At 31.9% G+C, this 23,429-nt stretch carries 26 protein-coding genes and 1 other annotated feature; of the genes, 1 reads left to right on the top strand and 25 read right to left on the bottom strand.

All coding sequences use genetic code 11. The features are described 5' to 3' along the window. Nucleotides 1-65 precede the first annotated feature (65 nt). The 6 genes from BR66_RS0109315 to BR66_RS0109290 form a co-directional block, all read right to left on the bottom strand. Nucleotides 66-320, bottom strand: a complete 255-nt coding sequence (locus BR66_RS0109315) for an SHOCT domain-containing protein (RefSeq protein WP_026882693.1) — start codon at nt 318-320, stop codon at nt 66-68. Nucleotides 321-420: 100 nt separating this feature from the next. Continuing rightward, on the bottom strand, nt 421-837 hold the full coding sequence (locus BR66_RS0109310) for a putative ABC transporter permease (protein ID WP_026882692.1): 417 nt from the start codon (nt 835-837) through the stop codon (nt 421-423). A gap of 36 nt (nt 838-873) precedes the next feature. Then, nucleotides 874-1,632: a 5'/3'-nucleotidase SurE gene (gene surE, locus BR66_RS0109305; RefSeq protein ID WP_026882691.1), complete on the bottom strand. Its 759-nt coding sequence runs from the start codon at nt 1,630-1,632 to the stop codon at nt 874-876. Nucleotides 1,633-1,772: 140 nt separating this feature from the next. After that, nucleotides 1,773-2,681, bottom strand: a complete 909-nt coding sequence (cysK, locus tag BR66_RS0109300; protein ID WP_026882690.1) for a cysteine synthase A — start codon at nt 2,679-2,681, stop codon at nt 1,773-1,775. Nucleotides 2,682-2,699: 18 nt separating this feature from the next. Then, the gene (locus BR66_RS0109295; RefSeq protein ID WP_026882689.1) at nt 2,700-3,842 is read right to left on the bottom strand and encodes a trans-sulfuration enzyme family protein; all 1,143 of its coding nucleotides are present in this window, start codon (nt 3,840-3,842) and stop codon (nt 2,700-2,702) included. Nucleotides 3,843-3,929: 87 nt separating this feature from the next. Beyond that, on the bottom strand, nt 3,930-4,556 hold the full coding sequence (locus tag BR66_RS0109290) for a class I SAM-dependent methyltransferase (protein WP_026882688.1): 627 nt from the start codon (nt 4,554-4,556) through the stop codon (nt 3,930-3,932). 85 nt (nt 4,557-4,641) lie between these two features. Continuing rightward, nucleotides 4,642-4,886: a binding site (T-box leader), on the bottom strand. Nucleotides 4,887-5,036: 150 nt separating this feature from the next. Here BR66_RS0109290 and BR66_RS0109285 point away from each other — a divergent pair. Next, complete coding sequence (locus BR66_RS0109285) at nt 5,037-5,777, top strand: NADPH-dependent oxidoreductase (RefSeq protein WP_026882687.1); 741 nt, start codon at nt 5,037-5,039, stop codon at nt 5,775-5,777. A gap of 59 nt (nt 5,778-5,836) precedes the next feature. Here BR66_RS0109285 and BR66_RS0109280 read toward each other — a convergent pair whose 3' ends face one another. From BR66_RS0109280 to BR66_RS0109190, 19 genes are all read right to left on the bottom strand, one after another. Then, nucleotides 5,837-6,049, bottom strand: a complete 213-nt coding sequence (locus tag BR66_RS0109280; RefSeq protein WP_026882686.1) for a CsbD family protein — start codon at nt 6,047-6,049, stop codon at nt 5,837-5,839. Nucleotides 6,050-6,140: 91 nt separating this feature from the next. Next, the gene (locus BR66_RS0109275; RefSeq protein ID WP_026882685.1) at nt 6,141-7,295 is read right to left on the bottom strand and encodes a DUF116 domain-containing protein; all 1,155 of its coding nucleotides are present in this window, start codon (nt 7,293-7,295) and stop codon (nt 6,141-6,143) included. Nucleotides 7,296-7,503: 208 nt separating this feature from the next. Beyond that, nucleotides 7,504-7,629 (bottom strand): hypothetical protein, encoded by a 126-nt coding sequence (locus BR66_RS26625; protein ID WP_278246806.1) that lies wholly within the window; start codon nt 7,627-7,629, stop codon nt 7,504-7,506. Between the two features lie 82 nt (nt 7,630-7,711). After that, nucleotides 7,712-10,342 carry a pyruvate, phosphate dikinase gene (ppdK, locus tag BR66_RS0109265; RefSeq protein WP_026882684.1) on the bottom strand — a complete coding sequence of 877 codons (2,631 nt, stop codon included), beginning with the start codon at nt 10,340-10,342 and terminating at the stop codon, nt 7,712-7,714. A 293-nt stretch (nt 10,343-10,635) separates the two neighbouring features. Then, entirely contained in the window at nt 10,636-10,962 is a 327-nt protein-coding gene (gene hisE / locus BR66_RS0109260; protein WP_026882683.1) for a phosphoribosyl-ATP diphosphatase, read from the bottom strand. Nucleotides 10,963-11,001: 39 nt separating this feature from the next. After that, nucleotides 11,002-11,331: a phosphoribosyl-AMP cyclohydrolase gene (hisI, locus tag BR66_RS0109255; RefSeq protein ID WP_026882682.1), complete on the bottom strand. Its 330-nt coding sequence runs from the start codon at nt 11,329-11,331 to the stop codon at nt 11,002-11,004. A gap of 94 nt (nt 11,332-11,425) precedes the next feature. Further along, a complete protein-coding gene (gene hisF / locus BR66_RS0109250) occupies nt 11,426-12,187 on the bottom strand; it encodes an imidazole glycerol phosphate synthase subunit HisF (RefSeq protein WP_026882681.1) in 762 nt (253 codons plus the stop codon). A gap of 12 nt (nt 12,188-12,199) precedes the next feature. After that, the gene (gene hisC, locus BR66_RS0109245; RefSeq protein WP_026882680.1) at nt 12,200-13,258 is read right to left on the bottom strand and encodes a histidinol-phosphate transaminase; all 1,059 of its coding nucleotides are present in this window, start codon (nt 13,256-13,258) and stop codon (nt 12,200-12,202) included. Nucleotides 13,259-13,260: 2 nt separating this feature from the next. Continuing rightward, a complete protein-coding gene (gene hisA / locus BR66_RS0109240; protein ID WP_026882679.1) occupies nt 13,261-14,001 on the bottom strand; it encodes a 1-(5-phosphoribosyl)-5-[(5-phosphoribosylamino)methylideneamino]imidazole-4-carboxamide isomerase in 741 nt (246 codons plus the stop codon). A gap of 44 nt (nt 14,002-14,045) precedes the next feature. Beyond that, nucleotides 14,046-14,660, bottom strand: a complete 615-nt coding sequence (gene hisH / locus BR66_RS0109235) for an imidazole glycerol phosphate synthase subunit HisH (RefSeq protein WP_026882678.1) — start codon at nt 14,658-14,660, stop codon at nt 14,046-14,048. 33 nt (nt 14,661-14,693) lie between these two features. After that, nucleotides 14,694-15,293, bottom strand: a complete 600-nt coding sequence (hisB, locus tag BR66_RS0109230) for an imidazoleglycerol-phosphate dehydratase HisB (protein WP_026882677.1) — start codon at nt 15,291-15,293, stop codon at nt 14,694-14,696. Nucleotides 15,294-15,304: 11 nt separating this feature from the next. Next, entirely contained in the window at nt 15,305-16,597 is a 1,293-nt protein-coding gene (gene hisD, locus BR66_RS0109225) for a histidinol dehydrogenase (RefSeq protein ID WP_026882676.1), read from the bottom strand. A gap of 13 nt (nt 16,598-16,610) precedes the next feature. Continuing rightward, entirely contained in the window at nt 16,611-17,252 is a 642-nt protein-coding gene (gene hisG, locus BR66_RS0109220; RefSeq protein ID WP_026882675.1) for an ATP phosphoribosyltransferase, read from the bottom strand. Nucleotides 17,253-17,270: 18 nt separating this feature from the next. Next, on the bottom strand, nt 17,271-18,509 hold the full coding sequence (locus BR66_RS23495; protein ID WP_035795888.1) for an ATP phosphoribosyltransferase regulatory subunit: 1,239 nt from the start codon (nt 18,507-18,509) through the stop codon (nt 17,271-17,273). A 268-nt stretch (nt 18,510-18,777) separates the two neighbouring features. Next, a complete protein-coding gene (locus BR66_RS0109210; protein ID WP_026882674.1) occupies nt 18,778-19,482 on the bottom strand; it encodes an ABC transporter ATP-binding protein in 705 nt (234 codons plus the stop codon). Then, entirely contained in the window at nt 19,475-20,245 is a 771-nt protein-coding gene (locus BR66_RS0109205) for an ABC transporter ATP-binding protein (RefSeq protein ID WP_026882673.1), read from the bottom strand. The genes BR66_RS0109210 and BR66_RS0109205 overlap by 8 nt, the downstream gene beginning before the upstream one ends. After that, nucleotides 20,232-21,176, bottom strand: coding sequence for a branched-chain amino acid ABC transporter permease (locus BR66_RS0109200; RefSeq protein ID WP_051624165.1), 945 nt, complete (start codon nt 21,174-21,176; stop codon nt 20,232-20,234). The genes BR66_RS0109205 and BR66_RS0109200 overlap by 14 nt, the downstream gene beginning before the upstream one ends. Nucleotides 21,177-21,185: 9 nt before the next feature. Beyond that, on the bottom strand, nt 21,186-22,070 hold the full coding sequence (locus BR66_RS0109195) for a branched-chain amino acid ABC transporter permease (protein WP_026882671.1): 885 nt from the start codon (nt 22,068-22,070) through the stop codon (nt 21,186-21,188). A gap of 89 nt (nt 22,071-22,159) precedes the next feature. After that, the gene (locus BR66_RS0109190; RefSeq protein WP_026882670.1) at nt 22,160-23,305 is read right to left on the bottom strand and encodes an ABC transporter substrate-binding protein; all 1,146 of its coding nucleotides are present in this window, start codon (nt 23,303-23,305) and stop codon (nt 22,160-22,162) included. Nucleotides 23,306-23,429: the final 124 nt, after the last annotated feature.

Here is a 23,429-nt window from a genome sequence, read left to right as displayed (position 1 = left end):
TACTATTTTACATAAGTAATCAAGCCCCGTAATTTACGAGGCTTGATTACTTATGTTATATCATATTATTTTTTCTTTTTATTTGAAAGAATAGTTCGTCTCTTAATGTACTCTTCTTCAGTTATCTCTCCACTGGCATATTTTTCATCCAATATGGAAAATACTTTAGATTTATCTGTACCACTCACATATTTTTTATATAACTTAACACCTACTACTATAAGTGCAATTAATACAACTAGATTAAATATCATTGTCATTGGAAAGATTCCACCGCCAAAATTACCATGCATTCCATAACCACCATATCCATTCATCATAATTATTCCTCCTTCAAAGCTTTATTCTATACACTTATTATAAAATAAAATTGTGGAGGATTTGTGGAGATTATAAATTTCTGCCTTACAAAAATTATATTTATCCTTGAGTCCTTAATAAAGTACTAACTTTGTCTATCTGTCCGTGAATCTTCTCAATAATAATCCCAAAACAGAACCAAATTGGTGCAAAATCCAGTCGTACTAGACCATTAATAGTGAGTGGTCCTGTATAATTCCATGGACAAACTCCTAGAACGGATCTCAAAAGTGAACCACTAATATATTCAGTAGCAAAAATAATAACTGTATAAACACCCCCCCTTAAAACAAGTGGCCACTTCTTAATCCTATGTTGCACTGGTTCGAGAAACACGATAAGACCATATATAGGAAACATCCATATATACGTAAAACCTCTTAGTCTTATATCCCCTTGAAGTAGTGACGACATTCCAGTCCAAAATATTTCTGTGCAAATCCCAAATAAACCGTATAATAAAAATCTTTTCACCATGAATATATGTTTTGCAAATATACTTTATATATTCCTTTAATCTATAATTTCTTTTAATTTCTCTATAGTATTATAATCAGTTAAATCATAATGAAGTGGAGTCAATGTTACATAACCATTATTTAGAAATTGTACGTCTGTACCTTCATCATAAATTTCATTTTTTATTCCATTAGCAATATACATTACTTCATCACCATTTCTACCTGATTCTTTATAACGATCTTCATATAGTCTTCCACCACTTTTGCATACTTTGATTCCCTTTATTTTACTATTATCAATTGAAGGGACATTTAAATTTAAAACCATATTACTTCCCATATAATTTTCTTTTGCTAGTTTCAAAACTTTTCTAGCATACTTTGCCGCTATTTCATAATTTATTTTTTCACCATCTAGATGGGCTGAAACTGCAATTGAAGGTATTCCATTAATTGCACCTTCAATTGCCGCCGAAACTGTTCCTGAATAAAGAATATCTCTACCTAGGTTTACACCTCTATTTATTCCTGATATTATAATGTCTGTGCCTTCACTATGGAATAATTTGAGAACCCCTATTCGAACGCAATCTGCTGGTGTTCCACTAACACTATAAGCTTTTGATCTTATACCAATAATTTCGATTTTTTTTACAACTAGGGGATGACCTAGGGTAATTGAATGTCCACATGCACTTCTTTGATCATCTGGTGCAACAATAATAACCTCATTGTCTTTTTCCAATTCTTTTGCTAAAATATGCAAACCATCTGCATGAATACCATCATCATTCACCAATAATATTTTCATATATTACACCTCAAAATATAATTTTTTTATAATATTATAGCATAAATGCTCACATTTTCACCTGTATATCTCTGTGAAAATGTGAGCATTTATGGTCTCCGTGGTATATAACTTTGTATTATACTATTGTGCTTACAAAATTAGTATAACCCTTTACTTATATATCTGTCGCCTCTGTCAGCAAATAAAGTAACAATATTGGCATTTTCTACTCGTTCTGCAATTTTTAGTGCTGCTACTAGTGCTGCACCTGAAGAACTTCCAACTAGAATTCCTTCCTTTAAAGCTATTTCTCGTGCCATGCTAAAAGCTTCATCATCAGCTATCTTTATTACTTCATCTATAAGACTGACATCCATGGTTCTTGGCATAAAATTATTTCCAATGCCCTCTATCTCATAGCAGCCTTCAAGTCCTCCACCAATGGTTGAACCTTTGGGATCTGAAAGTATACCTTTAATATTAGGATTCTTCTCTTTTAGGTATTTCATAATTCCAGTGTAAGTTCCGCCACTGCCAGCTCCACAAACAAAATAATCTATTTTCCCATCCAAATCTTTATATATTTCAGGTCCTGTGGTTTCATAATGTGCTGCAGGATTTTGCAGATTATCAAATTGTCTAAGACTTATAGCATTGGGCATCGTTTTAATAAGTTCCTCTGCTTTTGCTATAGCTCCAAGCATACCTTCTTCTCTTGATGTATTCACTATTTTTGCTCCAAGTGCTCTCATAATAGCTTGTTTCTCTAAAGAGAATTTTTCGGGTACAACAAAAATCACATTATAACCTTTATTAACAGCAGCAAGTGCTACTCCAATTCCTGTATTTCCGGCAGTTGGCTCAATAATAGTATATCCAGACTTTAATAATCCTTTTTCCTCAGCATCTTTTATCATGTATATACCGATCCTGTCCTTAATGCTTCCACCAGGATTATTAGTTTCAAGCTTTGCAAAAATATTGACACTTTTTTTAACACTTATATGATTTATTTTTATCAGCGGTGTGCTACCGATTAGCTCTCTAATATCTTCTATATATCTCATCATTCTAACCTCTCAAATCTATTTACTAGCTTTAAAAGCTGCAACCAAGTCTTCAATTAAATCATCTGAATTTTCTATTCCTACTGACAATCTAATTAGATTATCAACAATTCCAACCTTTTGTCTTATTTCTGCAGGTATAGCCGCATGTGTCATACTTGCAGGATGGCATATTAATGACTCAACTCCACCAAGACTTTCACCAAATGTAATAAGTTTAAAACTTGATAAAAATTTCTTATAATCATATCCATTTTTTATCACAAAGGATATTATACCACCATAACCATTTGCCTGGCGTGTTTGAACTTCATATCCTGGATGATCATGAAACCCTGGATAATATACCTTAGAAACTTCTTCTCTATCATTTAAGTATTTTGCAATAGTCTCACCATTAGCATTATGTCTATCCATCCTTACTGCTAAAGTTTTAATTCCTCTTATAAGTAAAAATGAATCAAAAGGTGCTAAAACTCCACCTGTAGAATTTTGAATAAACCGTATTTTTTCAGCTAGATTCTCAGTGTTAACTACTACTAGTCCTGAAACTACATCACTATGGCCTCCTAGATATTTTGTAGCACTATGAATTACAATATCTGCTCCAAGAGTAATAGGTGTCTGCAGATATGGCGTCATAAATGTATTATCAACAATTGTAAGAATGTCATTATCATTTGCTATATCTGCTATTGCCTTAATATCCGTAATATCCATAAGTGGATTAGTAGGTGTTTCAATATATATTGCCTTTACAGTTTTATCTATACTTTTTTTGACTTCTGCAAGGTTCGTTGTATCTGCAATAATATATCCTATATTAAAGTTCTTAAATATTTTATCCAATACTCTGAAGGTTCCTCCATATATATTATTAGATATTATTATTTTATCTCCTGCCTTGAATAAAGTAATTACTGCTGTAATTGCTGCCATACCAGATGCAAAAGCAAATCCTGCATAACCATGTTCTAATTCAGAGATCAACTTTTCAAGAGCCTCTCTTGTTGGATTTCCAGTTCTTGAATATTCGTATCCTGAATTTACCCCAAATGCCGATTGTTTATACGTTGAAGTCTGGAAGATAGGCACGTTTACCGCACCTGTCCTCTCATCACCATCTATTCCACCATGAATTACTAAAGATTCTATTTTCATATTTTTATCCTCCTGTTATTTTATTTTATGCATTTGAAAAAAGTTACAATTCAAATGGACTATCATGCCGACTTGTTATTTTGGGGATTATGCCTTAATTGCAGTAGCTATAAATATCCCCGTTTTTGTGTATTCACCTTTGCTTGAATAACCCTTGCAAAATAAATCTGTATTCTCCACATGAATATTTTTAAACCCTACTTTTTTAAACCAAGTGCTAATCTCATCATTTGAAAACCCTAGCCATTCATCAAACATTTCTTCTCTAGCCCACTCTCCATTATGCTTCATAACATCAGAAATTACTACAGTTCCACCTTTTTTAAGCATTCTATACATTTCTGAAATGGCTACCTCTGCATTTTTAATATGATGAAGTGCCATATTTATAAATACCACATCTAAAGATTCATCGAACAGTGATATATCAACTAGAGAAGATTTTAATGGGTATATATTATTTAAATTTTTTTCTTGGGAAGATTTTTTTAGTACTTTCAACATATTTACAGAATTATCTACAGAAAAAACTACAGCTGCTTCACTTGAAAGTGCCAATGATATAAACCCTGAACCACATCCTAAATCTGCTACCACCTTGTTTTTTATATTAACTTTTGATAAAACCTTAAACTTTAAATTTTCTTCAAAGTAATCACTTCTAATTACATTCCATTTGTCTGCTATATTGTTAAAATATTCTACGGAATTCATATTTATTCTCCTCTCATATTTTTCCTATTGATATACTATGATTAATATTAAAAAAAATCTTCAAAACAAAAAGCCTCTAGCATAACATAGAGGCAGAAATAACTTCCACGGTTCCACTCTAATTATTATGTGATAACCACATAACATCTCAATCTTAGGTACAATCATACCTAGACGCTTTATCGGGCGCACCCGCTGTTATCTACTAAAATTTTCGATACAGTGCTCAAAGATGCATTCGCATAAATCATACTAAAAACCCCTCTCAGCTTACAAAGGTTTCTCTCTTATAGCCAATTTTATGTTACTATTTCTTATCAAAGCCATTGTAATAATATGCTTTTATAATACACATAATATTCTAAAGTACTAATTTTGTCAACAATAAACTGTAATATTTTATTGTGTATTTACATTTGTTGCACACTGATTTATAATAAATATTAAATAATAGTTTTTATTATTTAAAGGAGATTGTATATGAATAATATTATAGATTCAATTAAGAACCATAGATCCATAAGAAAATATACTAATAAGGATGTTTCTGAAGAAATTATAAATGAAATTTTAAAATCTGCACAGGCAATGCCAAGCTCTATAAATTCACAAGAGACTTCAGTTATAGTTATAAGAGATAAAAAGAAAAAAGAAAAAATTGCTGAACTCACTGGTGGTCAATCATATATAGCTGAAGCACCTGTATTTTTAGTGTTCGTATTGGACATGTACAAAACTTATTTAGCTGGACAAAAAACAGGAAAAAAACAAATTATAACTGAAAGTTTTGAAGGACTTTCAGCTGGTGTATTTGATGCTGGCCTGGCAATGGGCGGTGCTATAGTCGCTGCAGAATCTCTTGGACTTGGCATCGTTCCAATAGGTGGCGTTAGACTTAATCCTAAAGAAATAATTAAATTATTAGAATTACCAGAATATACATATCCATTAGTTGGTTTAGTTGTTGGATATCCTACTGACACTTCTAAACAGAAACCAAGGTTTCCACTTAAAGCCTTTAGACACGATGAAACCTACAATAAGGATAAAATGAAAGGTTTAATAGATGGATATGACTCTGCTATGGAAGTATATCTAAAAGAAATAGGAAGAGAACAAGAAGTTAACTGGAGTGAATCCACTTCGAATATATACCAATATGTTTATTATCCAGAAGTTAAACCAACACTAGAAAGCCAAGGATTTAAAATTGATAAATAATACTTCTAAGCAAATGATAATAAGCAACATGACAGTGCATGTTGCTTATTATCATTCATTTAAGATTCATCCTTTTCATCCAACTTATCATTTATTTTTTTTGCAACATTCTCCTTTGCATCGTGAAATTTATCCTTTACATCCGCCTTTTTTGATTGAATTTTTCCTTTAAGTTCAGTTTCTTCACTACCTGTTGCTTTTCCCAAAGCCTCATTAGTTTTTCCTATAACATTCTCCTTAGCATTCTGAAATTTTTCTTTTAAATCCGACATTTTATCATCTCCATATATTTTTATAAATTATATTCTGAAAGTTAGTATTACCTTATTATACACACATTATTAATCATTCCATTTTGAATGTTTATTCGCTGTGAGATGCCAGAATTATTTTTTTTAATTCCTTCACATTAATGTCCGTAATAATGCCTTCGCTATCCCAATGTTTTTTGCAACCACAATAATCAAGTATTACACACTGAGGTACTAAGTTTAATCGTCTTGCTGCAAGTCCACCGCTTATAAGATTTAAAAGACAGGCAACTCCTACAATTCCTATTTCCCCGTACTTAACTTTTCCATCTGTAAATGCAGATGAACCATGTGGTATTATTAAAACTTCAAAGCCATGTTTTTTGCCCATTTCACTGAGCTTATTAACTCTACATTCTTTGGTACAATGTCCGCAAATATATCCGTCCTTAGTGTTTCTTGCCTTGCATATATTGCTTGGCTTATCTCTCATACAAATTGGAATGAGTAACTTCTTTTTTTTAGTTTTAAGAAAATCATTTCTAAAGGCTCTATTTAGAATTTCTGCGCCCACCATATTTAAATGATATTCTGTTCTTTTTCTACCTGTAAAAATAATATCTTCACTAAACCGATAAACATTTTTTTGGTTTTTTAGAAATTGTTGTACATTTATCGTATATTTACCTACTATAGTTTCACTTCTACTTTGAAACCATATTCCATAGTGGATTAGCAAATTAAAAACATTTTCTAGTTTGCTCTCAGTCAAACTAGAAAAATAATTTTCCCAATTTAAAATTCGTCTCCATTCTTCATTAAATTCACCAGAAGCTAGTATCCACCCTTGGAGTTTTTTTAAACCAAGAATAGATATTTCTAATTCATTGGTGGATTTCTTATTTAGAAAAATTGTAGAAGAAAAACCTCTAACAAGATCCGCACTTAATTTTATAGCTTTTCCTTTTTTTCTTAATGCTACAAGATTAACAAGAATTTTACCCTGGATTTTTGTTAATGCTTTGGCATTATTCCCATATACATTCCAAAGCACACCGACAATTAAAGCTTCTAACATATATTCTTCTCTACTTCTTAATGTTTCAATGCTATTTGCACTAACATACTTTGTAAACTCATCAATAACCTGTCCAAGTATTTTTTCCTCATGATTTAATGTTTCATCCGCCAAAAGCTTAACATCACTATAATACTGATCTGAATTTATATTTTTTTCTAAAAGGGAATAAGTGATAATTTTTTTCATATTTTTTACCTCAATTATCTGTATCTACTTACATAATATATGGATAATTAACATTTGTAAATAATTATATTGGAATTTAAAAGTAAAAATAGTCCCCACCTATAATTAGATGGGGACCAATACATGTTTTTTATTATAAACTTCTCAGCTGTAAGTCTTATTTATTATAATAGCTTAGATACGTATAATATAAATTTTAATTTTCTGGTTATCTTTCACCTCTAGTTAGTCCTTCTGTTTTATGTTTCTCAATTTCATCATCACGAACCACTTCTGGCTTTGAACTTTTCATATCTTGCTTCCTAGTTTTCTTTTTTCCTGTAGAATGTGACATAAAAACACTTCCTTTCATTTATAGTTTTACCTGTCACACTACAATTATTCACACTTATATTACCTTGAAGCCTGTCCCTGATCTATCTGGGATTTTTTACTTGGGCTTGCGCTGCCGCAAGTCTTGCCGTAGGAACTCTGTACGGTGAACAAGATACATAATCCAAACCTATCGAGTGGCAAAATTCAATAGAAGAAGGATCTCCTCCATGTTCGCCACATATTCCAAGTTTAATATTTGGATTAGTTCCTTTTCCAAGATTCACAGCCATTTTAATTAATTTTCCTACACCATTTTGATCAATGGTTTGAAAAGGATCAAACTCATAAATTTTATTAGAATAATAATCTTTTAAAAATGTACCAGCATCATCTCTTGAAAATCCAAAAGTCATTTGAGTTAAGTCGTTTGTACCAAAAGAGAAGAATTCGGCTTCTTCTGCTATTTCATCTGCGGTAATTGCGGCTCTTGGAATCTCAATCATGGTTCCAACATGATATTTAAGAGAAACAGCTTCTTTTGCAATGATTTTCTCAGCAGTTTTTACAACTATATTTTTTACATATTTAAGTTCTTTAACTTCACCAATAAGTGGAATCATAATTTCTGGAATAATATTATAGCTAGTTTTTTTATTTACGATAATAGCAGCTTCTATGATAGCTCTAGTTTGCATTTCTGCTATTTCAGGGTAAGACACTGCAAGCCTACAACCTCTATGTCCCATCATTGGATTAACCTCATGTAAATTTTTAATTGTTGAATCAAGTTCTTCGTAGGTAATAGACATTTCTTCTGCCAAAGCCTGTATATCTTCTTTTTCTGTTGGCAAAAATTCATGTAATGGTGGATCTAGTAACCTAATAGTTACTGATTTTCTTTCCATAACTTCATATATATGAATAAAGTCTTTTCTCTGCATAGGTAGTATCTTTTCAAGAGCTCTTTCTCTTTGAACTAAATTTTTTGCTACTATCATTTCTCTTACAGCCGCAATTCTTTCCGCAGCAAAAAACATATGTTCCGTTCTACAAAGACCAATACCTTCAGCGCCATATTTTACTGCAACTTTTGAATCTTTAACAGTATCCGCATTTGCTCTAACCTTAAGACTTCTAATTTCATCAGCCCAAGCCATAAAAGTTTCAAAATCTTTTTCAAGTTTACATTCACCAGTTTTTATTGCTGAACCATATACGTTCCCAGTACTTCCATCAATAGAAATAAAATCATTATCAAAGTATTTAGTTCCGTTAATTTCAATATATCTTTCTTTATCATTAATTATAATATTACTACATCCAACAACACAACATTTACCCATACTTCTAGCCACAACTGCAGCATGTGAAGTCATACCACCTCTAACAGTTAATATGCACTCAGACGCAATCATACCTTCAATGTCTTCAGGTGAAGTTTCAAGCCTAACAAGAATAACGTTTTCACCAAGTTTATGTCTTCTTTTAGCTTCTTCAGTTGAAAATGCTATTTTTCCTGAAGCTGCACCAGGCGATGCTGGAAGTCCTTTAGCAATTACTTTAGTTTTTGCTAATTCATCACTATCAAAATTTGGGTGAAGTAAAACATCAAGTTGCTTTGGATCAACTTTTAAAATAGCTTCTTCTTTAGTTATAATACCTTCCTCAACTAAATCAACAGCAATTTTTAACGCAGCATTAGCAGTTCTTTTACCATTTCTAGTTTGCAGGAAAAACAATTTTCCGTCTTCAATGGTAAACTCCATGTCTTGCATATCTTTATAATGAAATTCCAATTTGTTTACAATAGCAACAAATTCGTCATAAACTACTTTATTTCTTATTTCTAAAGTAGAAATATCTTCTGGAGTTCTAATTCCGGCAACAACATCTTCACCTTGGGCATTCATCAAATATTCAGCAAAAATCTTTTTTTCTCCTGTAGCAGGATTTCTAGAAAAAGCAACACCTGTTCCAGATTCTTCACCTTTGTTACCAAAAACCATTTCTTGAATGTTAACAGCTGTACCACAATCCCATGGTATATTATTCATTTTTCTATAAACATCTGCTCTATTATTGTCCCAAGACCTAAAAACAGCAGAAATAGCTTCAAACAATTGAAATTTAGGGTCATTAGGAAATTCTTCGCCTATATGATCTTTGTAAATTTTCTTGTAATTTACAACTAAACCTTTTAGATCTTCCCCTGTAAGTTCTGTATCAACTTTATAACCTTTAGCTTCTTTCAGATTAGAAATACACTGTTCAAATAGAGAATCATCTATATCCATAACAACACTTGCAAACATTTGAATAAATCTTCTATAACAATCGTAAGCAAATCTTGAATTTTTAGTTAAATTACACATCGCTTCCACAGTTTCATCGTTCAATCCTAAATTAAGAATTGTATCCATCATTCCCGGCATAGAAACCCTTGCTCCAGATCTTACTGAAATCAATAACGGTTTTAATGTACTGCCAAATTTTTTTCCACTTGATTTCTCAAGCTCTTCTAGTGCATTATTAATTTGCTCTATAACCTGATTTGAAAGTTTTTTGCCACAATTGTAATAATCAGAACAAGCTTCTGTAGTCACAGTAAATCCCTGTGGTACTGGAATCCCTAGTTTAGTCATTTCGGCAATATTAGCACCTTTTCCCCCAAGAAGGTCTTTCATAGATGCATTTCCTTCATTAAAAATGTATACTAATTTTTTGTTTTTCATTTTTTGTCCCCTTTGTATATAAGTACAATAATACTTTTATTTTTTTGTATTTATATATATTGTTTAGTTCCGTTTAGTATTGTATAATAAAAACGTTATCACATCAAGTAAACGTTTTAAAATAATCTGATATTGTAATTTTTTTATAAAATAATTGAGTATCTGAGACTTAAATGCAAAAAAAAATGCCTTATTGGTAATTTCATTTTAACTAAATAAATAAATTAAGGGAATACTAAAAGTCTTGTTTAAACAAAACTTTTAGTATTCCCTTAACTTTTTGCTTTTATCTTTTAAAGGTTTTTAATCGCCTTTCTCTCTTTCTTTTTATTTCCAGTTTTTAATTCTCTTTTCCCAAGTTCTGTCTCAATGTCCCTTAGGTCAACTCCTTCATTAGCTAGCAGTACCAATAAATGATAGGTTAAATCACATACTTCATTAACAATCTCTACCTTATCGGAATTTTTTGCTGCAACTATTACTTCTGTTGCTTCTTCCCCCACCTTTTTTAAAATTTTATCAAGACCTTTTTCAAAAAGATAGTTTGTATATGAACCCTCTAGTGGAATTTTTTTTCTCTCGAGAATAGTTTGATATAGTTCATTTATAACTTCGCTCATAATTTTTCCCCTTTATTTTAGGCATCTAAAACAAATACCCTAGAATTCTACATTTTTAAAGAAGCAACTTCTGCTTCCTGTGTGACATGCTGCCCCCACTTGCTCAACTTCAATAAGAAGAGTGTCATTATCGCAGTCCAATTTTATATCCAAAACATTTTGAACATGTCCTGAAGTTGCACCCTTATTCCAATATTCATTTCTAGATCTACTCCAAAACCAAGTAGTTTTTGTATTAATTGTTTTTTTTAGTGATTCTTTATTCATATAAGCAAGCATTAAAACTTCCTTATTTTCAGCATCTACAATTATAGCTGGCACCAAACCCTTACTAAAATCTACTGTTTCAAGCAACTCTATAGCCTTCATAACCAAACACTCCATTCCTATGAAACATAAGGCATCTTCAAAAAAATAACTAGTCAGTATGCTAGTCTATTTTCTTTCAGATGCATAATAAAAATTAAATTCTTACACTTACACCTTTTTCCTTTAGATATTCCTTAACATCTTTAATTGTAAGCTCCCTATAATGAAATAAAGAGGCTGCAAGAGCTGCATCACAATTAGTTTTATCAAAAACCTCATAAAAATGATCTATAGTTCCACAACCCCCTGATGCTATAACCGGAATATTCACCCCACTAGTTATAGCTGAAGTCAGTTCTAAATCATAACCATTTTTAGTACCATCAGCATCCATGCTAGTTAAAAGTATTTCACCAGCGCCAAGTTTTTCAACTTTTTTAGCCCATTCTATAGCATCAAGTCCAGTGTCTATTCTACCTCCAGCTATTACCACGTTCCATCCTGTATTATCTTTTCTTTTTCTTCCATCTATGGCTACAACTACGCATTGACTTCCAAAACGTTCAGCTGCTCTTTTTACAAGAGTTGGCTCTTTTACAGCTGAGGAATTAATAGAAATTTTATCCGCTCCAGCTGCCAAAATATCGCGAAAATCTTCGAGAGTCCTTATTCCCCCTCCTACAGTAAGTGGGATGAATATCTTTTCTGCTGTCCTTTTTACTACATCTATCATGGTGCTTCTTCCATCGGAAGTTGCTGTTATATCCAAAAATACTATTTCATCTGCGCCTTCTTCATTATAAAATTCAGCAATTTTAACTGGATCTCCCACATCTTTTAAATTCACAAAATTTATTCCCTTTACAACTCTACCCATATTCACATCAAGACAAGGTATTATCCTTTTGGTAAGCATAACATAACCCCCTTACTTTATTATTTCCTTAACTTTTTCTAAGAATACATCCATTTCTTCTTCTGAACCTATAGTTATTCTTAAATAATTATTTATTTTAGGTTTGTTAAAATACCTTACAAGTATGCCTTTTTCACGGAGTTTTATAAACAATGTCTCTGCTGATATTTCCTTGTGAGAAGCAAATATAAAATTAGCTTTTGATGGAACAATGCTAAAACCAATCTCTGTAAGATTTTTCACTGTATTATCTCTTGTTTTTATTATTTTTTTTGTACATTGCTTAAAGTATTCCTCATCCTCAAATGCAGCCACTGCTGCTACCTGTGCTATTGTATCTACCGTATACGAATTAAAAGAATTTTTTATTCTGTTTAATCCATGAATAAGTTCTTCCTGTCCAAGTGCAAGTCCAACTCTCATTCCTGCAAGTGACCTAGACTTTGATAATGTCTGCACAACTAAAAGGTTAGGGTAATCCTTTATTAAACTTACCACAGATTCACCACCAAAATCCACATATGCCTCATCTATTATTACTACCTTTTCAGAATTATAATCTAAAATTCTTTTTATAGCGGATACCTCTAAAAATTTACCTGTTGGTGCATTGGGGTTTGGCACTATAACTCCACCGTTTTTACTTAAAAAATCTTCCACATTTATAGAAAAATCTTCATTTAGTTTTGACAATCTTGTCCTTAACCCATAAAGATTAGCATACACCGGATAAAAACTATAACTTATATCTGGATAAACAATTGCTTCATCACTACTAAAAAAAGTCAAAAATGAAAGTGCTAATACTTCATCTGAACCATTTCCTACAAACACTTGATTTCTATTTAAATCATAATAACCCGCAACAGTTTCACGTAATTTTTCAGAGTCAGGGTCAGGATACAATCTTAAATCGCTGCTAGCTGCATCTTTTATTGCTTTTAACACTTTTTGTGATGGTGGATATGGATTTTCATTTGTATTTAATTTTATGTATTTTTTGTCCTTGGGTTGTTCTCCAGCAATATATGGCTCTATAGTTTTCGTAATTTCATTCCAAAATTTACTCATTTTTATAACCCCTGCTTTTTTTCAATAATCTGACTACCGGCTGCTATAGCTTCTTTTAAATCAACATTTCCTGAATATATTGCCTTACCAACTATAGTGCCATAAATTCCCATTTTATTTATAACCCTTAAATCTTCCAATTCCTTTATTCCACCTGAAGCTATTATATTGCAGCTTACACTATCATTTATCTTTTGTAATTGGACAAGATTTGGACCCATTAATGTTCCATCCTTACTTATATCCGTAAATATGATAGTTTTAACCCCTATTGCTTCAATCTCCTTAGCAAAATCTATATAATTTACATCACTTATATTTGTCCATCCGTTTACTGCAACCTTCTCATCCTTAGCATCTATCCCTACAGCTATTTTGTCACCATATTTTTCTGCAGCCTCCGCTACAAATTTTTTATCTTTTAAAGCTGCAGTGCCAAGTATAACCCTTGATACCCCTGCTTTTATTAAAGCATCCACAGTTTTTATATCTCTTATACCTCCACCAAGTTCTACAGGAATATTAACTTCCTTTATTACCTTTAATATAATTTCTAGATTTTTAATAGTACCATTTAATGCTCCATCAAGGTCCACCAGGTGAATATATTCTGCTCCTGCTTTTTTAAAAGACATAGCAACCTCTATTGGGTTTTCTCCTACCACTTCTAGTGCATCAAATTTCCCTTGATAAAGTCTTACACATTTTCCATCTCTTAAATCCATTGCTGGGAATATAATCATAAAAATCATTTCTCCTTTTATTAGGCGTCATCAAAAAAATAGCATTAATCACATAGTTTCCAAAAGTTTTTAAGCATTTGAATTCCTGGATCCCCACTCTTCTCTGGGTGAAATTGTGTTCCAAATATATTTCCATTACTTACAACTGCCGGCACATTAGCTCCGTATAATGTTGCCGCATCTATATTTTCTTCATTCATCTCGGCATAATAAGAGTGCACAAAATACACATAACTACTATTTTTTACCCCTTCTAAAATAGGAGATGATTTTATTATATTTAAATTATTCCATCCCATATGAGGTACTTTTAAATCTATTTGAAATTTTTTGATTTTTCCTCTAATAAAGCCTAATCCATTTGTATTTCTAACTTCATCACTTTCATCAAAAAGTAATTGCATTCCAAGACATATTCCAAGTATGGGTATATTCATCTTTATAGCTTTTTGTAAAGTAACATCAATTTTAAATTTTTTTATATTAGCCATAGCATCTGGAAATGCACCTACACCAGGTAAAATGATACCGTTACTACTTAATATTTCATCTTCATCCCAAGTAATATTACATGTAGCCCCAAAAGATTCAAATGCTTTTTGTACACTTCTTATATTTCCCATACCATAATCAACAATACTAATCTTTTTACTTTTCAAGGTAATCACCTCACATTTTTTCGAAATTTAGAACTAGTCATTTTGTAAGCTACCTTTTGTAGACATAACGCCTTTAATCCTTGGATCAATTTCTATTGCTTCTCTTAAAGCTCTCCCAAGCCCCTTAAAAAGTCCTTCAATCATGTGATGAGTGTTTTTACCATATAACACTTTGGCATGAAGGGTTATCCCGGAATTCATAGCCACAGCTCTAAAAAATTCTTCAACCATTTCCGTTTCAAAATTTCCAAGTAGCTTAGTTTCAAAATCTCCCTCAAATACTAAAAAAGGTCTTCCACTAATATCCATGGACACAAGTTCAAGACTTTCATCCATGGGTAAATATGAAGTTCCATATCTTTTTATACCTTTTTTATCTCCTAAAGCCTTGGCTATACACTTACCTAAAACAATTCCCACATCCTCAACTAAATGATGTGAATCCACATATAAATCGCCCTTTGCTTTAACCTTTAAGTTGAACAATCCATGTTTCGAAAATAGTGTTAGCATATGATCAAAGAATCCCACTCCTGTATCTATTTCTGAATTTCCTTCTCCATCAAGATCTAAACTCATTTCTATTCCAGTTTCAAATGTATCTCTCTTAATTAAAGCCTCTCTTTTTACCATTTATATCACTCCTAAAATCTTACCTTTATAGCATTTGCGTGAGCTGTTAGACCTTCAACCTCTGCTATTGTTATTATTTTATCCTTAACTTCTTTCAGTGCAGGTTCACTATAATAAATATAGCTAGATTTTTTAATAAATGTATCCACGGATAATGGCGAAAAAAATCTAGCAGTTCCACTTGTAGGTAACACATGATTAGGACCTGCCATATAATCTCCTAGTGGTTCAGGTGAAAAGCTTCCAAGAAAGATTGATCCTGCATTTTTAACTTTTCCTAGATATAAAAATGGATCTTTTACAATTAGTTCAAAATGTTCTGGTGCTATGTCATTGGCAAGATTTATTCCTTCATCTATATTTTCTACTACAAATATAATCCCAAAGTTTTTTAGTGATTCTTCAATTATTTCTTTTCTAGCTAAACCTTCAATCTGCTTTTTTATTTCTCCTTGTACCTTCACTGCAAGTTCTCTAGATGTGGTTACAAGAATAGCAGATGCTAACTTATCATGTTCTGCTTGAGACATTAAATCAGCTGCAATAAAACTTGCATCCCCTGTTTCATCTGCCAGCACTAATATTTCGCTTGGTCCTGCTATCATATCTATATCAACTAATCCAAATACACTTTTTTTTGCAAGTGCCACAAATATATTTCCAGGCCCAACTATCTTATCAACTTTTTTTATAGTTTCCGTTCCATAAGCAAGTGCAGCTATGCCTTGAGCTCCACCTACTTTATATATTTCATCCACCCCAGCAATATCCGCTGCTACTAGTATTGCTGGATTTATATTTCCGTCTTTTTGTGGAGGTGTAACCATAACTATTTTTCCCACCCCTGCAACCTTTGCAGGAATAGCATTCATTAATACTGAAGAAGGATAAGATGCAGTGCCTCCAGGAACATAAATTCCAACTCTAGCGAGCCCTCTAACTAATTGTCCCATAACTACTCCGTTGTCCCTAGTCATGATCCAAGCTTTTTCCCTTTGTTTTTCATGAAATTCCGTAATATTTCCTTGAGCGGTTTTTAATGCATCTATAAATTCAGCCTGAACTTTTCCATAAGCACTACTTATTTCTTCTTCGCTTACAATTATTGATGTTATTTTTTCACTATCAAACTTTCTTGTATAATCAATAACTGCTTTATCTCCACCATTTTTAACATTGCGAAGTATTTCCTGTACCACTTTGTTTGCATCTTCTTCCGTATTTCCTGATCTTTCCCTTAGGCTTTTAAAATAATTTTTTGCCTGCTTTGAATTTGCCTGTAATATATCTATTAGTTCACTCATATCTATGCCCCCCCTAATTGTTAACTACTTGTTGAACATCACTTATGATTTTTTTTATTTTATCAATTCTCATTTTCATACTAGCTCTGTTTACAATCATTCTAGCACTGATGTCACATATTTCATCAAAAATAACTAACCCATTTTCCTTTAAAGTAGTTCCTGTTTCAACTATATCCACAATCGCATCTGAAAGTCCAATTATTGGTGCAAGTTCCACTGATCCCTCAATTTTAATTATTTCAACATCCTTGCCTAGTTTTCTGAAATATTCTCTAGTAACTCTTGGGTATTTAGTTGCTATTTTTTTTCTATTATAACCTTTATTTAAATCAAAACTAGGAATGGATGCTAATGCAAATTTGCATTTACCAACCTTTAAATCCACAACTTCATAAAAATCTATTCCAGCTTCTAGAAGTGTGTCCTTACCAACTATTCCTATATCAGCTGCTCCGTGCTCCACATAGGTTAATACGTCTGCAGCCTTTACTAATACAAATTGAATATTATTTTTCTTATCGCTTAGTACTAATTTCCTGCCCTTATTTTTTAATTCCTCTGTGTCTATACCTATCTTATCAAATATTTCTATAGAGAATTTTTCAAGCCTTCCCTTTGTAAGTGCTATTCTTAACGGTTTTAAGCATTCCATAATAAAAAATCCCCATTTCTAAAATTTATATTCTTTTTTTGACCAACCATTAATGCCCATCTTATGTTCTGTTTTATCTATCACATTTATCAAGCAATAACAATCAACTCTTTCACAATATTCTAAGGCTTCTTCCTCACTATCAAATAATGCAACTTCCGCTTTAACTCCAGCTCTATTAATAGTTTTTAATAAAGCATATCCCTTATTTAAGTTGACAATATCACAAAAAACCACTTTTTCTATAGCCTTATCTGGAGTTAGTTTTTCCTGAAGCCTAAGTGCCTCAAGTACAATATCAACATTTATAGCAAATCCCGTTGCTGGTAAACTATCACCAAAATTTTCAATTAATTTATCGTACCTTCCTCCACTTAATATACTGTCACCAACTTCCATGCAGTATCCTCTGAATATCAAGCCTGAATAATAATTTAAATTTTGTAGCATCCCAAGATCAACGGATATGTATTTACTAAGTCCAAGTTTATCCATTACCTCATAAACATCTTTTATACATTTAAGTGATGTCATATTATCAGCATTATTTAAAAGTTTTTGTGTTTCAATTATAACTTCTTTACCTCCAAAAAGTTCCGGAAGTTTTTCTAAAACTATACTTATATTTTTATCTATATTTTCTTTATTATCGTCTAAAAATTCTTTTAAGGCTGATATATTTTTATTTTGAATTAGCATTCTTAAATTTTCTTTTTTTGATTCATCTAAATTCACCGTTTCTGTAAGTTCTTTGAAAAATTTAGAATCTCCAATTTCAATTTTAAAGTCCTCAAGACCTATCTTTTTAAGAGCTTCTATCCCAGTGTAAATTGCTTCCACATCTCCACGTATTTCGTGTGATCCTAATATTTCAATACCTGATTGAGTAAATTCGCTAAGTTTTCCATTTAATATTTCATTTACTCTAAATATATTTTGGCTATAACAAAGTTTCATTGGAAACATTTCTTTTTTTATCTTAGTAGCAGCTATTCGTGCTATAGGTGTTGTCATATCCGCCCTTAGAACTAAGATTCTTCCTCTGTTATCAAACAGCTTAAACATCTTTTCTTGACTAATTGGCTGGTCATTCATATTAAATACATCATAAAATTCTAAAGTTGGTGAAATAATTTCATGGTATCCATAATTTTTATATACATCTCTAAGCAAATTTTCTATTTGAATTTTTGAATAACATTCATTAAAAAGTATATCTCTTGTACCTTCAGGTATATAGTTGTTTAAATTTGGCATGTTAAATCCCCCATAATCAGTTTTCTTCATCAATTCATCACTGCACCGCTTTACTATACTAAAATATTAACAATAAAATTGTTTGTTGTCAACCTAAATTTATTATCTTAGATGAAAATATTAAATTATTTATTACGCCTTAAAAATTTCACTATATCACTTATAAAAAGTACAAGCAAAATGAAAAGAAAAATCCTTTTCATTTTGCTTGTACTTAGGCATGGTCAAAAATAGCAATTCAGTATTATAGTTTGTTTTCCCACATGCCTTATTCTCCTAAATATGCTTTTTTAATATCATCACTATGCAATAGTTCCTTTGCATTTCCTTCCTTCACAATATTGCCAGTTTCAATTACATATGCCCTATCTGCAATAGAAAGTGCCATACGTGCATTTTGTTCTATAAGTAAAACCGTAGTTCCTGCTTGATTTATCTCCTTAATAATTTCAAAAATATTTTTTACAACTAATGGCGCGAGCCCCATGGAAGGCTCATCCAAAAGAAGTATTTTAGGATTAATCATGAGTGCTCTACCCATAGCAAGCATTTGCTGCTCTCCACCACTTAAGGTACCTGCCATTTGTTTAGCCCTTTCCTTTAATCTAGGAAACTTTTGGAATACTTTTTCATAATCTTTTGAAATGTTAGCCTTGTCTTTTCTTATATATGCTCCAAGTTCAAGATTTTCCATTACGGTTAAATTTGCAAAAATTCTTCTTCCCTCAGGAACATGAGATATACCAAGATGTGGCATTTTATAACTTGGAAGCTTACTTATAGTCTTTCCTTCAAAACTAATTTCACCGGATTTTATTTGATTTAGCCCTGAAATAGCCCTAAGTGTAGATGTCTTCCCTGCACCATTTGAACCAATAAGCGTAACGATTTCTCCTTCATTTACTTCCAGATTAATATTCTTAAGGGCATGTATTACTCCATAATATAGATTTAGATCTTTAATCTTAAGCATCTGCATCATCTCCTAAGTAAGCCTTTATAACCTGCTTGTTTGTTTTTATTTCCTCCGGAGTACCCTCTGCAATTTTTTTGCCATAATCTAAAACAACTATTTTTTCACACAAATTCATAACAAGTTTCATATCGTGTTCTATAAGAAGTATTGAAATTTTATATTCATTTTTTACCCATTTAATAAGTTCAGTAAGTTCTTGTGTCTCTTGTGGATTCATTCCAGCTGCTGGTTCATCCAATAAAAGTAGTTTAGGACTAGCTGCAAGCGCTCTTGCTATTTCAAGTCTTCTCTGCTCTCCATAAGATAAATTAGCAGCCATTTCATGCTTCTTGTTATCTAATCTGAAAATTTTAAGAATATTAATTGCTTTTTCTTCTATTTCTTCTTCTTCTCTAAAAAATTTTGGCAATCTGAAAATTGAATCAAATAAATTGTACTTAACCCTAAAATTAAATGATATTTTAACATTGTCTAGCACAGATACATCTTTAAAAAGCCTAATATTCTGGAATGTTCTTGCCATTCTTTTTTTGGTTATCTGATAAGGTTTTATCTTAGTAATATCTTCCCCTGCAAATTGAATTATTCCTTCGGTTGGAGTACGAACACCTGTAAGCATATTAAATATAGTAGTTTTTCCAGCACCATTGGGTCCTATTAATCCCACCAAATCATGTTCGCCCATAGTAATTGAAAAATCCGAAACTGCAATAAGTCCTTCAAAACGTATGGTAAGATTTCGCACTTCAAGCAATGGCATCTTTATCCCTCCCTTTTGACTTTCTTTTAAACAATTTAGATGGAGAAATACCTTTTGCATTTAAAATCATTATTACAATTAAAAGTATTGGATAAATAACCATTCTTAAATCGCCAAAACCTCTAAGTCCTTCTGGAAGGTATGTTAGTACAGCAGTTGAAATAATACAACCTGGTATACTTCCAAGACCTCCTAGTACTACATACACAATAAAATCCATGGATTTAAGAAAGTTAAATGATTGAGGTTCTATATACATCATATAATGTGAATAAAGTCCACCTGCAACCCCTGCAATAAAAGCCCCAATAACAAATGCCATTATCTTGTATTTTGTGCTATTAATACCCATAGCTTCAGCTGCGATTTCATCTTCACGAATAGAAATCATTGCTCTTCCTTGTGACGAATGAACTATGTTATAGATTACAAGTATTGTTACAATCATTGTAAAAAATGTCCACGCAAATGTAGTTTTAGGCGGTATTCCTGTAAGTCCTTGTGCTCCGCCAAACTGGGGAATATTCTGAATTACCACTACTACTATTTGGCAAAAACCCAATGTAGTAATTGCTAAATAATCTCCTTTAAGCCTTAATGTTGGTATCCCAATTAAAAGTCCTATAAAACCAGCTATAATTCCAGCACCTAAAAGAGATAATGGAAAAGGTAGCTTTAAATTTATTGTAAGCATAGCTGCTGCATATGCGCCTATTGCCATAAAAGCAGAATGTCCTATAGTAAATTGCCCAGTAAACCCTACTATGAGGTTTACACTTAGAGCTAACATAATATTAATACAAATCAAAACCAGTATTCTTACATCGTACTGATTAATTATATTCTGATTAATAATAAAAGTAAGTATAACAAATATAATTATTGAAGTTGCTATAAATATTGAGAACCTTTTTAAACTATTTTTTATCATAGAATTCACCTACACTTTCACATTTGATTTTTTCCCTAATAGACCAGAAGGTTTTATAAGTAGAATTACGATTAATATTGCAAAAGCTATAGCATCTGAAAGTTTAGACGAAATATATACTTTTGTAAAAGTTTCAGCAATACCCATTATTATTCCTCCAAGCACCGCTCCAGGTATTATTCCAATACCACCAAGTACTGCTGCTATAAATGCTTTTAAACCAGGCATAATTCCCATATAGGGATCAATTCTAGAATAAAGTATGCCAACTAATACTCCCGCAGCACCAGCAAGTGCAGAACCAATAGCAAAAGTTATTGATATAATATTATCAATATTTATTCCCATTAATGCAGCTGCATCTTTATCAAAAGAGGTTGCCCTCATAGCTTTTCCCACCTTTGTTCTGAATACTATTATTTGAAGTAATGCTGCTAATAATATTGAAATTAAAATAATAATCAAATGAAGTGAATCCAGTCTTAATGCTCCGATTTTTATAATTTGTGATGGCAAAAGATTTGACGGATAAGTTCTATAATCTGGTCCAAATATAAAATCAAGTCTACTTCCATTTTCCAGTAGTAGCGACATTCCTATGGCAGTTATAAGCAAAGAAAGCTTTGGCGAATTTCTAAGTGGTTTATATGCAATTTTTTCGATTGCTACTCCTAAAACAGCTGCACATATCATCCCTATAGCTAAAGTGGGTATAAATGGCAAATTGAATTTTGAAGCAGCAAAAAATCCAAAGAAAGCTCCCATCATATATATATCTCCGTGTGCAAAATTTATAAGACCGATTATTCCATAAACCATTGTATATCCAATTGCAATAAGTGCATAAACACTTCCTAGGGCCAACCCATTAATCACTTGCTGTAAAAATTCCATTTATTTTCCCCCATTTCCGTTATATACTCAATTTCATTTAATTCTTATTACATAGCATGCATAAAAGAGCATGCTATGTAATAAATAAACTATGGTTGAACTTTTTTCACAAAATCGAAATCATTGTTTTTAACATTTATAATTACAGCTGCTTTAATTGCATTTCTATCTTTATCAAATGTAATTTTGCCTGACACTACAGTACCACTATAACTTTTTAATGCATTCTTTATGCTTTCACCATCTGTTTTTCCAGCTTTTTGGATTGATTGCACTAATACTTTCCCGGCATCATAGTTTAGTGCTGCCATAGAATCTGGGGTAGATTTATATTTTTTCTTAAAGCTATCAATAAATGTAGTAACTTCTTTTGAAGTGTCTTTTGATGAATAGTGGTCGGTAAAGTATGCACCATTTACGGCATCTCCACCAACTGTGAATAAATCAGATGAATCCCATCCATCTCCGCCTAAAAAAGTTGATTTTATTCCCTGGGCTCTTGCCTGTTTTGCTATCATACCTACTGTTGAATAGTAATCTGGTGCAAGGAGAACATCTGGGTTTTCATTCTTTATCTTTGTAAGCTGGGCATTAAAATCCTGATCATTTGTATTATAAGTTTCAGAATCTAATATTTTGCCACCTGCTTTTTCAAAAGATTTTTGGAAATTATCTGCAAGACCTTTTGAATAATCATTTCCGTTATCATAAAGAATAGCTGCTGTCTTAGCTTTCAAATCTCCTGAAGCGAATTTAGCAATTACTGTCCCTTGAAAAGGATCAATAAAACATGTTCTGAAAATATAGTCACCTGCTTGTGTGATTTTAGGATTAGTTCCTGTACCTGTAACCATAGGTATCTTATCCTGCTCTAGAATTGGAGCAACGGAATTAGCACAAGTACTAGTAAGCGGTCCAACAATTGCTACAACCTTGTCATCATTTATAAGTTTTTGTGCAACATTTACTGCTGAAGCCGGTTTATTTTCATCATCTCCATAAATAAATTTAACCTTCTTTCCATTTATTCCACCTTTGTCATTAATTTCAGTTTGGAGTAAATCCAAACCATTACGAGCTGACTTACCAAAAGCAGCCACTGATCCGGTAAGTGGAATTACAACTCCAATATCTATTTCGTCGCTAGAACTACCTCCACTTCCAGTACCACATCCAGAAAAAATTCCTAATGTCATTGCTAATGTAATCGCCAATGCTATTTTCTTTTTTATCATAAAAAAAGCCCCCCTGTAAATTTAATAAATAATGAGACATTGCTAAATATATTTCTTCAATATTAACAACAAAGTATTAATATTGATATAATAGGAATTTCATAACTATATTCCTATTATATGT

The organism is Clostridium akagii DSM 12554 (assembly GCF_000686725.1).
GTDB lineage: Bacteria > Bacillota > Clostridia > Clostridiales > Clostridiaceae > Clostridium_I > Clostridium_I akagii.
Note: the sequence above shows the minus strand (reverse complement) of the source record. Positions and strands in the feature narration are given on the sequence as shown.

What these genes read in the sequence shown, in the direction of transcription:
- BR66_RS0109315 (WP_026882693.1), bottom strand. Translation starts at nt 320, where the DNA reads ATGATGAATGGATATGGTGGTTATGGAATGCATGGTAATTTTGGCGGT.
- BR66_RS0109310 (WP_026882692.1), bottom strand. Translation starts at nt 837, where the DNA reads ATGGTGAAAAGATTTTTATTATACGGTTTATTTGGGATTTGCACAGAA.
- surE (WP_026882691.1), bottom strand. Translation starts at nt 1,632, where the DNA reads ATGAAAATATTATTGGTGAATGATGATGGTATTCATGCAGATGGTTTG.
- cysK (WP_026882690.1), bottom strand. Translation starts at nt 2,681, where the DNA reads ATGAGATATATAGAAGATATTAGAGAGCTAATCGGTAGCACACCGCTG.
- BR66_RS0109295 (WP_026882689.1), bottom strand. Translation starts at nt 3,842, where the DNA reads ATGAAAATAGAATCTTTAGTAATTCATGGTGGAATAGATGGTGATGAG.
- BR66_RS0109290 (WP_026882688.1), bottom strand. Translation starts at nt 4,556, where the DNA reads ATGAATTCCGTAGAATATTTTAACAATATAGCAGACAAATGGAATGTA.
- BR66_RS0109285 (WP_026882687.1), top strand. Translation starts at nt 5,037, where the DNA reads ATGAATAATATTATAGATTCAATTAAGAACCATAGATCCATAAGAAAA.
- BR66_RS0109280 (WP_026882686.1), bottom strand. Translation starts at nt 6,049, where the DNA reads ATGTCGGATTTAAAAGAAAAATTTCAGAATGCTAAGGAGAATGTTATA.
- BR66_RS0109275 (WP_026882685.1), bottom strand. Translation starts at nt 7,295, where the DNA reads ATGAAAAAAATTATCACTTATTCCCTTTTAGAAAAAAATATAAATTCA.
- BR66_RS26625 (WP_278246806.1), bottom strand. Translation starts at nt 7,629, where the DNA reads ATGTCACATTCTACAGGAAAAAAGAAAACTAGGAAGCAAGATATGAAA.
- ppdK (WP_026882684.1), bottom strand. Translation starts at nt 10,342, where the DNA reads ATGAAAAACAAAAAATTAGTATACATTTTTAATGAAGGAAATGCATCT.
- hisE (WP_026882683.1), bottom strand. Translation starts at nt 10,962, where the DNA reads ATGAGCGAAGTTATAAATGAACTATATCAAACTATTCTCGAGAGAAAA.
- hisI (WP_026882682.1), bottom strand. Translation starts at nt 11,331, where the DNA reads ATGAAGGCTATAGAGTTGCTTGAAACAGTAGATTTTAGTAAGGGTTTG.
- hisF (WP_026882681.1), bottom strand. Translation starts at nt 12,187, where the DNA reads ATGCTTACCAAAAGGATAATACCTTGTCTTGATGTGAATATGGGTAGA.
- hisC (WP_026882680.1), bottom strand. Translation starts at nt 13,258, where the DNA reads ATGAGTAAATTTTGGAATGAAATTACGAAAACTATAGAGCCATATATT.
- hisA (WP_026882679.1), bottom strand. Translation starts at nt 14,001, where the DNA reads ATGATTATATTCCCAGCAATGGATTTAAGAGATGGAAAATGTGTAAGA.
- hisB (WP_026882677.1), bottom strand. Translation starts at nt 15,293, where the DNA reads ATGGTAAAAAGAGAGGCTTTAATTAAGAGAGATACATTTGAAACTGGA.
- hisD (WP_026882676.1), bottom strand. Translation starts at nt 16,597, where the DNA reads ATGAGTGAACTAATAGATATATTACAGGCAAATTCAAAGCAGGCAAAA.
- hisG (WP_026882675.1), bottom strand. Translation starts at nt 17,252, where the DNA reads ATGGAATGCTTAAAACCGTTAAGAATAGCACTTACAAAGGGAAGGCTT.
- BR66_RS23495 (WP_035795888.1), bottom strand. Translation starts at nt 18,509, where the DNA reads ATGCCAAATTTAAACAACTATATACCTGAAGGTACAAGAGATATACTT.
- BR66_RS0109210 (WP_026882674.1), bottom strand. Translation starts at nt 19,482, where the DNA reads ATGCTTAAGATTAAAGATCTAAATCTATATTATGGAGTAATACATGCC.
- BR66_RS0109205 (WP_026882673.1), bottom strand. Translation starts at nt 20,245, where the DNA reads ATGCCATTGCTTGAAGTGCGAAATCTTACCATACGTTTTGAAGGACTT.
- BR66_RS0109200 (WP_051624165.1), bottom strand. Translation starts at nt 21,176, where the DNA reads ATGATAAAAAATAGTTTAAAAAGGTTCTCAATATTTATAGCAACTTCA.
- BR66_RS0109195 (WP_026882671.1), bottom strand. Translation starts at nt 22,070, where the DNA reads ATGGAATTTTTACAGCAAGTGATTAATGGGTTGGCCCTAGGAAGTGTT.
- BR66_RS0109190 (WP_026882670.1), bottom strand. Translation starts at nt 23,305, where the DNA reads ATGATAAAAAAGAAAATAGCATTGGCGATTACATTAGCAATGACATTA.